The sequence below is a fragment of the Flavobacterium saccharophilum genome, assembly GCF_900142735.1.
GTDB classification, from domain to species: Bacteria; Bacteroidota; Bacteroidia; order Flavobacteriales; family Flavobacteriaceae; genus Flavobacterium; species Flavobacterium saccharophilum.
On sequence record NZ_FRBY01000004.1, the window covers coordinates 342043 to 354685 of the forward strand.

At 35.6% G+C, this 12643-nt stretch carries 6 protein-coding genes; all 6 read left to right on the forward strand.

Annotation, left to right across the window (positions count from 1 at the left end; translation table 11 throughout):
• Positions 1-111: 111 nt before the first annotated feature.
• The gene (locus tag BUA98_RS14665; RefSeq protein ID WP_072974102.1) at positions 112-4161 is read left to right on the forward strand and encodes a hybrid sensor histidine kinase/response regulator transcription factor; all 4050 of its coding nucleotides are present in this window, start codon (positions 112-114) and stop codon (positions 4159-4161) included.
• A gap of 510 nt (positions 4162-4671) precedes the next feature.
• Positions 4672-4794 carry a hypothetical protein gene (locus BUA98_RS22600; protein ID WP_262987436.1) on the forward strand — a complete coding sequence of 41 codons (123 nt, stop codon included), beginning with the start codon at positions 4672-4674 and terminating at the stop codon, positions 4792-4794.
• A 36-nt stretch (positions 4795-4830) separates the two neighbouring features.
• Positions 4831-6228 carry a hypothetical protein gene (locus tag BUA98_RS14670; RefSeq protein WP_072973738.1) on the forward strand — a complete coding sequence of 466 codons (1398 nt, stop codon included), beginning with the start codon at positions 4831-4833 and terminating at the stop codon, positions 6226-6228.
• Positions 6229-6274: 46 nt separating this feature from the next.
• Positions 6275-9307 carry a SusC/RagA family TonB-linked outer membrane protein gene (locus BUA98_RS14675; RefSeq protein WP_072973739.1) on the forward strand — a complete coding sequence of 1011 codons (3033 nt, stop codon included), beginning with the start codon at positions 6275-6277 and terminating at the stop codon, positions 9305-9307.
• 12 nt (positions 9308-9319) lie between these two features.
• Positions 9320-10921: a RagB/SusD family nutrient uptake outer membrane protein gene (locus BUA98_RS14680; protein WP_072973740.1), complete on the forward strand. Its 1602-nt coding sequence runs from the start codon at positions 9320-9322 to the stop codon at positions 10919-10921.
• A complete protein-coding gene (locus BUA98_RS14685) occupies positions 10921-12558 on the forward strand; it encodes a glycoside hydrolase (protein WP_086065333.1) in 1638 nt (545 codons plus the stop codon). The genes BUA98_RS14680 and BUA98_RS14685 overlap by 1 nt, the downstream gene beginning before the upstream one ends.
• Positions 12559-12643: the final 85 nt, after the last annotated feature.

A 12643-nucleotide genomic window follows, 5' to 3' on the forward strand; every position in this document is an offset into this window, starting at 1 on the left:
TAAAATCTTATAAGTAAAGAAGTAATGCAATTTTTATCTATTTATTTTTATGAAATATCTATAAAATTAACTTATAATTGTACTTTTTACACCAAGCAAAAAATATTTATTTTGAAGTATTTTGTTTTACATCTTCTTTTTTTAATAGGTTTTTCTTCTGTATGCTCTGCACAGGATAATCCAATAAAATTTCTTGATATTTCTGATGGTTTGTCTAACAATTCGGTAACAACCATTTTTCAGGATAGTGATGGTTATCTTTGGTTTGGAACTTACGATGGATTAAATCGGTATGATGGTTACAATTTCAAAGTTTTCCGAAACAGAATCAATGACGAAAAATCACTCCTTTTCAATACCATTTATAATATCGAAGGTGATTCCCGAAAAAATATTTGGGTTGGAGGTTCAAATGGTATTTGTATTTATAATAAAAGAACAGCAACATTTCATCCGGTAGAATATGTTCAGCCAAACAAAAAGCCTAAAGTTTTAAAAGATATTATTCATCAAATGCGATCGGTTTCTGATCAACTTGTTTTGGTCGCTTCCCAGAATTTAGGTTTAATTGCCTTTGAGAACGGTTCTTTTGTTGGGAAACAAATTCCGCTAAAAGTTTTAGGTAATACTATCAGCATCAATAATTATGATGCTATTGCTATTCAGGACGATAAGAAAAATGGACATTCCTGGATATATGTTCGAAATGTTGGAATTTGCAGTTATAATTATCAGTCAAGAAGTTTAAAAGCGGTTTTCTCACTTTCTAAAGAAGTGAAAGCAATGAAACTGAATTCTGATGGTAATCTGTGGCTGGGAACTGATGAAGGGTTTTTTATGTTCAATACAAAATCTGGTGCGCTTTCAGAGAATTATTTTTCGAATAAATGCAGCGTTACGGATATTCTTCTGGACAGGAAAAATGAAATCTGGATTACAACAGACGGTTGTGGTATTTATAAAATTAGTGGAACAAATAAGAAAGCCAGTTCTTCTAATATTGTAAACGATGTACAATTAGCCAAAAGCAACTCAGTTTGGAGTTTGTACGAGGATAAGTCGGGAAATAAATGGTTTGGTTCGTTGCGCGGTGGTATAAGTATGCTGAGCAATACGCCTAAATATTTTAAAAGTATTCGTTACAATGCGACGAATCCGGCCGAAAACTTTATTTTATCATTTTGTGAAGATGAAAAGAAAAATTTATGGGTAGGTACAGATGGTGCAGGATTGAAATACTGGAACCGAAAAACCAATTCCTATAGTAATTACAGCAATAAATTATCGAGTCCCTTTATTACCGGAATTGTCAGGGATAATAATAATGATATTTGGTTGTCTACCTGGAATGGCGGAGTAAATAAGATTAGTGCGAAGACTAATATTGTTACGCAATATGATTGCTTTAATCCTTTTACCAAACAGGTTGAGAAGAAAATCTGGCTGGTATATAAAGATTCAAAATCTAATATTTGGGCCAGCGCAACAAATGAAGGGGCTTTGTATTGCTTTGACAGATCTAAAAACAGTTTTGTTCTTTTTGATAAATCGATTACGAATCTGCAATCTTTAACAGAAACCAGCGACGGAAAACTTTGGGGCGGAAATTACACGACTCTATTTTCTTTCGAAAAAAATACCAGAAAAATTGCTAAAACAGTTATCGGAAATCCGATAAGATGCATTCACGAAGACAAAGACAAAAATCTATGGCTGGGCACTCAGGAAGGCGGATTGTTATTGTTTGACCGAAAAACAAATACCTTCAAAAGGTTAACTACAGATGATGGTTTGCCATCAAATACGATTTTGAGATTGCTTGAAGACAAAGAAGGCAATTTGTGGATGAGTACGTATAATGGAATTTGCCGCTTTGATAAAAAACAGAAGACCTTCCGTAATTTTTCTGTAAATGATGGTCTGCAAAGCAATCAGTTTAGTTTTAATGCGGGAATTAAATTGTCGACAGGAGAATTTTTATTTGGCGGAATTAACGGTTTCAATATCTTTTTTCCGGAAGCAATCAAAGGATTCAATCAGCAAAATAATTTATTGCTGACAGATTTCTATGTAAACAATCAGCCTATTGAAGAAAGTAAAAATGATTTGGTATCTGAATGGGAATCAGGTAAAATAAAAGAAGTGAGTCTGCCGTACGATCAGACTACTTTATCACTTGAGTTTGTTGCATTAGATTATAACAATGCCGACAAAATCAATTATGCGTATTATTTAGAAGGCTGGGACGCACAATGGAATTATGTGGGTCAGGCCCGAAAAGCAAATTATGCCAGATTAACCGAAGGGAAATATACTTTTAAAGTAAAAACCACCAATTTTAAAGGTGGATGGAATAAAGAAATAAGCCTTGTAACCATCGAAATTTTACCACCCTGGTACAGAACTTGGTGGGCGTATTCTATGTATTTATTGGCGTTGGCCGGAATTCTTTTTGCGTATTTGGAATATCATAAAAATAAAGAAAAACTAAAGTATAAAGTCAAAATTGCTGAACTGGAAAGCAAGAAAGAAAAGGAAGTTGCCGAAAAACAATCGTCGATGTTTACCTATATCTCGCATGAATTTAGAACACCGCTTTCGCTGATTATAAATCCGCTGAAAAAGGCAGTTCAAAAAGAAAGTGTTCAAAATGGATCTTCGGGAAGCGACTTGGCAATTGCCCACCGAAATGCCCGCAGACTTTTGAGTTTGGTTGATCAGCTTTTGCTTTTTAGAAAAGCCGAAAATGATGCCGACTCGCTTAGATTATCGCCAATAAATGTGAATAGTTTATGCAATGAAGTATATCAGTGTTTTGTGAATCAGGCAAAAGATAAAAACATCACATACAACTTTCATATTCCGGATCACGAAATTGTAATTATTGGAGACTACGAAAAAATTGAAATTTCATTATTCAATTTAATGTCTAATGCTTTTAAATACACACATATTGGCGGTGAAATTAATCTTGTACTGACAGAAACAAATAATCAAGTAGTATTGGAAATTTCTGATAATGGTGACGGAATTGAGAAAAAGGATATTGAGGTTATTTTTGAGAAATTCAAACAAATCAATTCGAAAGTTTCGGTGGGAACCGGTTTCGGAATTGGGCTTTATATTGTAAAATATTTTGTAGAAAAACATAAAGGAATCGTAAGCTGCAGTAGTGAAGTTGGAAAAGGAAGTGTATTTAAACTAACATTCCTAAAAGGAAACAGTCATTTTGAAAACGCTGAGATTACTAATAATGCACCACAAAGAAGTCAGTTATTTGATGAATTAAGTGGAGATGATTTAGAAGAAAATAGAATTATCTTAAATCCGTCTTCTGCAGAGAGTGATTTTCAAACAATCATGCTAACTGATAAACGAACCGTTTTAATTATTGATGACAATGCTGAAATCAGGGTATATCTGATCAAATTGTTTTCAGAGACTTATATGGTTTACAGCGCTGAAAATGGGGAAGAAGGATTGAAACTTACCAAAAAATACATGCCGGATTTGGTGATCAGCGATATCACGATGGAACAAATGGACGGTTTAGAATTATGTCGTAAAATAAAGGAAAGTGATAGTTTATCTCATATTCCCGTTATTTTATTGACCGCGTCTAAGAACCCGGAAACACATTTGCAGGGAATTACAGACGGCGCTGATGATTATATAACAAAACCTTTTGATGATGATATTTTGGTGGCGCGTGTTGAATCGTTGTTGCGTAACCGAAGTAATTTGCGAACTTATTTCTTAGACAGTATAACATTAAAAGAAAATACTCAGAAAGTTCCGGTTGAATATCAGGAAATTTTAAAAAAGTGTATTGATATTGTGGAAGCCAATATTCACAAAAGAGATTTCACGATTAAAAACTTTGCGCTCGAAATGGGAATGAGCCATAGAACACTTTATACTAAAATCAAGATTATTTCTGGTCAGACTTTAAATGCATTTATTCGTTCGGTTCGAATTCGAAGAGCCGCAATGTTGATGCTGACAGAAGATATGAATATTGCGCAGGCAAGTGCCGAAGTTGGTTTTGAAGACTCAAAATACTTCAGACAGCAGTTTGTAAAACTCTTCGGGATGACACCTTCAGAATACATCAAAAAGTATAAGAATTCGTTTAATTCTGACTTGAATATCATTAAATAATCGTCCTTGAAAATTTTTATTCTTTGAATTCTCTTTTGCTTTTTGCGGAAGAGAGCGAGAATCTTTGAAAAAAATCAAACGTTTTAGTTGTAAATCGAGAATTTTTCAATAATTGCGAATTTTATAAAAATACACGATTATTTTTTTGTACTTGTTAATTTTAAATCTAAAATAATAGCTAATTGCCATTTTGACCTCCTTTTTTTTCCATTTTACCCCTCCTTAGAAGTCTGCAATACTTATTTCTTTGCACTTATAGTAATCAATTTAAGTAGTTACTGTATAATAAATAAGTGTTTATTTTTTTTTGGTAAGTTTTTGATCCGCTTAAAGAATGGGCCTTCTTTAAGATAAGATTGTAAGAGTTGGTTTTACGTATTACTTATCGACCCGCAATTAAAAAATTGCGGGTTTAAAAAAATAAAAATGAAGACTTTTTGTATTGAGAAAGCCGCAATACGTTTAGAAGGAAAAAATAAAAAAAAAGAATATTAACCAAACTTTACTAAAATGACAAAAACCAAACCATTGCCTTTTGATTGTCCTTTTTCTTTATCAAAAAGAGAAAGGCAATCCAGATTCTCTTCAAAAATGAGTTTACCTCATTTTCAACAACAAACCTTACTAGCATAAAACAAACTAAACTAACCTAACCTTAAAATTTGAGAGATGAAAAAAAATATATTTTTATTTTTTCTTGCCCTTTTTGCCGTCCTTTTTACCGGATGTCAAAATAATGAATCTGGTTTTCCTAGCTCTGATGATCCTACTGTTGTAGTTTCGACCAAAGAGATTTATGGAGCACCAAGCCGAAAATTTGAAATCAAAGCTGCTCTGGCCGATGATTTAGGATTAAAAAGTGTTCAAATTCAAATTCCCGAATTATCACTTGATAAAGTGATCACTTTTGCTACTAGTCCTTTGCTTGAAACTTATGACTTAAGCTACTTCTTCGAAATTCCTGCAAACCGCGGAACTTCTGAAGCTTTCAAAATAAAATTGATTATAACCGATGTTTCCGGAAATGTTGTTAATGAAGAAATTAATCTTCGTTTAGATGGAGAATTTTCAGCGCCATCTATAAGTATGGTTACTCCAAAAGAAGGAGCTGTTATTTTATTGTCAACAAGTAATGAAATGCCGGTAAATTTTGTGGTAAATGATGATTCAGGAATCGATTATGTTCAGGTAAAATGTGAGGCTTTAGGTATTGACGAGATGGTTCAATTAACAGGAGCACCTCAATCTTATACTTTCAATAAAACGTACACATTGCCTGTAACAGCTGCAAATTATGTTTTAACTGTTACGGCTAAAGATAAATTCGCAATTCCGAATACAGGATCTTTAAATATCAATATTGTTGCGACAAACGAATATCCTGCAATCTATTTATGCGATCAGCCAAAAGGCACCAACCTGACTACTGATGCTGTGGGTGTTCCAATGTATTTCCACGAGAAAAACGGACAGGACTTCGAATTTAAATATTATGCTGACAAAGACAACAAAGAGATTTATTTCTTAGGTCAGGAAGCAGATTTTGCTCCACATTGTTTTGGATTAAATGCAGCTGGCGGATTAGTAGATGACGTTGCTTCAACTCCAATTATTTTACCAACAAAAGGATATTACAACATAAAAGTAAATCCAAATACGCTGGCTTATACAGTGACAAAATATACGCCTTCAAGCAAAGTTTGGGCTGATGTAGCCAACGGATTATGGCATGATGACGAAGCCTTAAGAAGACCTTTTGTTAGTGTATGCGGAGGTGGAATTCAGGGTGCAGACTGGGATACATGGACGGCCTGGACACAAACAGGATTGCATTTGGCAAATAACCCAAATAATCCGTATCAATTAGTTGGAGAATATACTTTAACAGGACAAATGGAAGCGACTTTTACGGGTCAGTGGTGGAATCCGTCATGGAGATTAATTAAAAATGGTATTTGTACCATGTCGCCTGGAGAAAACGGAAATGCTAAATATCCAGCAGCTCCCGGAGTTTATAAAGTAGTTCTTGATACAGAGTTAGAAAGAGTATTTATAACAAAAAAATAAGTTGTTATGACTTTGTTGTAACATTTAATTAATAAAACAGCTTAATATGAAATTTAAATATATATGGTTTTTTATAGCCCTTATGTGCACAGCTGCGTCATTTGGACAAATAAAAGTAACAGGTAGCGTTAAGGACAAGGGCGCCGTACCAATTCCGGGAGTGAATATAGTGGTGAAAGGAACAGCTACTACTGCGGCAACAGATTTTGATGGAAACTTCAGCATTAGTGTACCTAATAAAAATGCTCAAATCGAATTCTCATTTGTTGGTTTTTCTAACAAAACAATTTTAGTTGGCGATAAAACATCTTTTGATGTTGTATTGGAAGAATCAAGCCAGGCACTAGATGAAATTGTAGTTGTTGGTTACGCCGCGGTAAAAAAGAGCGATGTAACAAGTTCGATTTCTTCTATTAAAGGAAAAGAACTTCAAACAATGACGGTTGGTAACGTTGCAGAATCTTTACAGGGAAAAGTTTCTGGAGTTCAGGTTACAGGACAAGGAGGTCCGGGTGCACAGCCAAGAGTATTGATTCGTGGTATTTCTACAGTAAATTTAAGTACAGATCCGCTTTATGTGGTAGATGGTATTCCGATGGGAACAAGCATCAATTTCTTAAGTAATAATGAGATTGAATCTATGGAGGTTTTGAAAGATGCTTCTGCAAGTGCAATTTACGGTTCTCGTGCTTCTAACGGAGTTATCCTGATTACAACTAAAAAAGGTAAAGTTGGTAAAACAAGATTCAACTTTGATACAAGCTCAGGAATGCAAATCATGAATAACCCTTATAATATGGCCGATGCTGTAGGTTATGCAACGATTATGAATAAAGCATACAACAATTCGGGATATGCAGATTATTTGCCAAATCCTTCTCAATACAGAGGAAAAACAACAGATTGGTGGAAAGCCGGAATTAGAGGCGGTGCACCTGTAGTCAATGCTTCTTTGGGAGTTAGTGGTGGTTCTGAAAAACATACTTATGCAATTAGCATGAACTATTATGATGCAGAGTCTATTTATGAAGTAGGAGGCTGGGAAAGAATTACTTTAAGAATCGCCAATGATTTTAAATTCTCAGATAAATTCTCAGCGGGAATTACTTTAAACCCACGTTATGAAACTTACGGTCAGCCTGGAAACTGGGCCGATTTTGATAAAATTGATCCAATTACGCCAATTTACAAACCAGCAGACCAATTAACAGGAGATGAAAACGAATACAGTATTTATGCACGTTCGCCTTCGTATGTATGGAATCCGGTTGCAGCTGTAAAAAGATATGATGATTATACAGATCAGTATAACTTAAATACAAATGGTTATTTGCAATACGCGCCAATCAAAGGGTTAGTAATTCGTACACAGGCTTCTATAGAAGTAGGTGACAAAGTAAGAAGCAGGTTCAGACCCGATTTCATCATTGATGCAGCACACGAAAAAGAGGAAATCAATAAAGTCGAAAGATGGGCTACAACAAATGTAGACTGGACATGGCAAAATACAGTTACCTATTCCAGAACATTTGCAGAAAAACATAATGCTTCTTTAATGGTTGGTAATACTATGGAGGAATACAATGGTAATGATGTTTGGGGTTACGGAGAAGGTGTGCCTAATAACTCTGATTTAATGAGAGAGGTAAATGCTGCAACTAAAAACCGCGATAGTAAAGGTAATAGCTGGTCAAGTTCATTGATGTCTTATATTTCTCGTTTTTCTTATAACTACGACAATAAGTACTATTTCACGGGAACTTTCAGACGTGACGGTTCTTCTAAATTTATGACAAACAACAAATGGGCAAATTTCCCATCGGCTTCAGTTTCATGGAGAATTATGAACGAAGGATTTATGGAATCAACCAAAGATGTTTTAAGTGATCTTAGATTCAGAGCAGGTTGGGGAAAAGTAGGTAACCAAGGATTACCAACAGCAGTTTATCAGTCCAACATCGGGCAAGGATTTTATCCTATCGGAGATGTGATTGGCGATACTTCATTTCCTGATTCTATGGCAAATAAAGATATCAAATGGGAAACTGTTGAAGATATGAGTTTTGGAATTGATTTCGGATTGTGGAAAAACAAGCTTTCAGGATCATTAGAATATTATAGAAAAAAAACAGAAGATATGTTATTTCTGAAGCAATTTCCAGCTTACAGCGGATTCCCAAGTAATGCAACAATCTGGACAAACGTAGGTTCTATGCAATCCAGCGGTATTGATTTATTGATTTCTTATAAAGATAAAAAAGGCGATTTCACTTATGGTGCAGATGTAACTTTTACAACGGTAGATGTTGAAATGTTGTCTTTATCATCTGATAGCGAAAAATTGTACGGAGCTGCTAACAGAACTTTGACTGTTAAAGGTGAGGAGCCAGGATATTTCTACGGATATGTAGCCGATGGTTTATTCCAAAATCAAACAGAATTAAATTCTCATACTGACGAGCACGGAACTAAATTACAGCCTTATGCAAAAGAAGGAGATGTTCGGTTTAAGGATGTAAATGGTGACGGAAAATTAGACGACAAAGACCGTACAAAAATTGGTTCTCCCTGGGCTGATTACAACATCGGATTGAATTTGAATTTTGCCTACAAACAATTTGATTTGGTTGCTAATTTTTATTCTAGTATTGGAAATGATATCGTAAATACAAACATTTCAGATTTATACAATGGTGCAAGTTTAACCAACAAAGTAGCGGGATTAGATCAAATGGCATGGCACGGAGAAGGAACTTCTAATTCTGTTCCTCGTTTATCTAAAGATGACAACAATGAGAACTACACTAAATTCTCTTCTTTATACGTAGAAGATGGTTCTTATGTACGTATGAAAAACTTACAATTAGGATTTTCATTCTATAATAAATTCGGATTAGATAAACTTAGAATTTCTTTATCAGGTCAAAATTTATGGACATGGACAAAATACACAGGAGTTGATCCGGAAGTTGCAGGTGGTGATCCTAATCAGGGAGACGCAGTAAAAGGATCAGGTTTTGGAGGATGGAACTATCCGGTACAGCCAACAATTTTGATGGGGCTTAATGTAGCATTTTAATAAAAAACGAACATGAAAAAAATATTTTTATCCATAATAGCTTTAGCTGCAGTTGCAGTTTCCTGCTCTGATTTTATTGAAAAAGACGAAAGAGGAAAGCAAACCTTAGAAAACTATTTTCAAACAGCACAGGAATGCGAGAATTATACAAACGAATTAACACGCAGATTGTTAATCACTAATGATTGGTGGGTTTTGGTAGCGCCAAGAGTTACCAACGAAATGTCGACTGATGACGCCTGGATGGGTAACACTGGTCAGGACAACAGTGCACACAGACCGTCATCACAATACATCATCTCGCCGGATAATATGGGAGATATGAATAGTAGTTATACAGCGCATTTCTATACCATTCAATCGGCAAATATTGGTCTGGAGAAAATGGCTTTGGCTCCAATTTCTGAGTCTCAAAAGAATCAATATATGGGAGAATCATTATTTGTTCGCGCCTATTGCTATTATGAATTAGTCAATCTTTTCGGAGGGGTTCCACTTTACACAACATCATTAGGAACTACTGATTTAAAATTAGAACGCAGTTCTGCTGAAGCGGTTTATGCTCAGATTGAAGCGGATCTAAAAGAGTCTGCTGCTAAATTGGAAACTATTCCGGTAAACAGAAGCGGAAGAATAAACAAATGGGCTGCTTATGCTTTATTGGCTCGTGTTTCTTTATTTCAGGAAAAATGGGCAGAAGCCAAACAATATTCAAACAAAGTAATTACGGAAGGCCCTTATTCATTAGAAACTGATTTTCTAAACATTTGGAATGTTAATAATCACAATGGTGTTGAGTCAATTCTAGAAGCACAATCTTCTGATGTACAGAACAAAAGTTTAGGTTCCGCATTACCAACATTGGCAGGAGCGAGAGGTGAAGACAAAAAATATTTCCCAAGTAATGACGCCGGAGATGTTTTGGACGGTTGGGGATGGTGTATGCCAACCAGCGATTTAGAAAATGCTTATCTTTCTGAAAATGATGTTATCCGTCGTAGAAGTACGATTACAAAATGGGGAGAAGCAGCTTATGGAGATGAGGTTTTGAATCCAACACATAAATTCAGTCTTAATGATAATAAATCAGGACGTATCTGCCGTAAATATTATATTCCGATCGCAACACGTCGTGCTTTAGATAATAAAGACGGGCACTTGCCATTGAATGTTCCATTGATTCGTCTGGCTGAAATGTATCTGACAAGAGCTGAAGCAAGCTTCCATACAACCGGAGATGCATTAGGAGATATTAACATTATCAGAGCGCGTGTAAAATTAGAACCAAAAACAGGTCTGGCTGGACCAAATTTATTGAAACAAATTTACAAAGAGCGTCGTTTAGAGTTGGCTTTTGAAGGATTGCGTTTGTACGATATTCGTCGTGAAAAAGACCCAACTACAGGAAAACGAGTTATCGAAACTTTGATGGGACCAAACGGAACTTTCGTTCAATACAACTTAAATTCTACAGATCCTTACGAAACTACAAACTTGAGAGAACCTCAGGATAAAGGAATCAACTTTAATCCGGCTAAAAATTTATTGTGGCCAATTCCTCAAATGGAAATTGATTTAAGTGGAGGATTAATCAAACAAAATCCTGGTTACTAATGAGAATTATAAATAACAAAAAAGTAAGTCTGCTATGTGCAGGCTTGCTTTTCGCTAATGCTTTGTTCGTTAGTTGCGACTCTGAAAAATCGGATGATTCAGGTTCTGAAAATTCTATTGCCGAATTAAGCGTAAATCTGGATATGAATCTTCAGACAATGGAAAGTTTTGGTGCTTCTGATGCCTGGCAATGTAATTTTATCGGAAAGAATTGGCCTTCTGATAAAAGAAACAAAATGGCTGATTTGCTTTTCAGCAGAGAATTAGATGCTGACGGAAATCCAAAAGGGATCGGATTATCACTATGGCGTTTTAACTTGGGAGCAGGAAGCGCAGAACAAGGTGATGCCAGCGATATTACAGATGAGTGGAGACGCACAGAATGTTTTACAACAAATGGAGTTGCTTACGACATGAACAAACAAGCCGGTCAGGTTTGGTTTATGAAAGCGGCAAAAGAGCGTGGAGTAGAGAAATTATTAGCTTTTACTAATAGCGCACCCGTTTACCTTACTCAAAACGGAAAAGCGCATGCAAGTATCAAAGAATTTTATAATTTGAAAGAAGGAAAAATGCCAGAGTTGGCTGATTTTTGGGCTACTTCATTAGATAAATTAAAAACAGAACACGGTTTAACAATCGATTATGTAAGTCCGTTTAATGAACCGCAATACGAGTGGGATGGTTCAGGACAAGAAGGTTCTCCGGCTACAAATACTAATATTTACAGTTTTGTAAATGTATTGTCTCCAAAATTAGAATCTAAAGGACTTACGGCGCAAATCGTTGTTGGAGAAGCCGGATCTTATGAATCTTTATATAAAACAGTTTCAGGAAAAGAAAGTAGATCCAATCAGATTGATTATTTCTTTGGAGCAAATTCTGCTAAAAAAATATCAGGATTATCGAATGTAAAGAAAACCATTTCCGGACATAGTTACTGGCAGGCTTGGCCTTTGAGTGAATTGGTTTCATCAAGACAACAGGCAGCTTCAAGAATTCAGTCAACTGGCGGAGTTAGTTTATGGTCTTCAGAATATTGTGTTTTAGAAAACCCGGGAACATCAGAATTACCAGGAGGTGGAGGTGCAGGAAGAGATTTGGGAATGTCATTAGCACTTTGGACTGCCCGTATTATCAGTACAGATATTGCTGTTGGAGGTGTTACTTCATGGCAATGGTGGACAGCAATTAGCCGTGGAGATTACAAAGACGGATTAATTCATGTGGATGATAATGCAAGCAATGGAGCCGGAGATTCAAATTACTGTAAAAACGACGGATACATTAGAGATTCAAAAACACTTTGGGCATTAGGAAATTTCTCCTTTTTCGTAAAACCGGGAATGGTAAGAGTTCAAATTCCAACTATCGATAATGCCACTTCCGTGAATGATGTAATGGTAACGGCGTACAAAGATGCGGCAACAAAGAAATTAGTTGTTGTTGCAGTTAACATTGGCAAATCGGCGAAAGCCTACAAATTAAACCTTGCAGGAGGAGCTTTGGCAGACAATAAATTGACGCCTTATACAACTTCTGAAACTTTAAGTTTGAAAAAAGGTGTAGCTGTTGATGCTTCTAATTTTGTAATTCCTGCCAAGTCGATTGTGACTTATGTAGGGAGTTATAAGTAGAAAGACTAAATAAAATATAGTTTAAGCGCAATTTATGTCATTCCGAGGAACGAGGAATCCCCGCAAGCAGCTCGACAAAGACTGT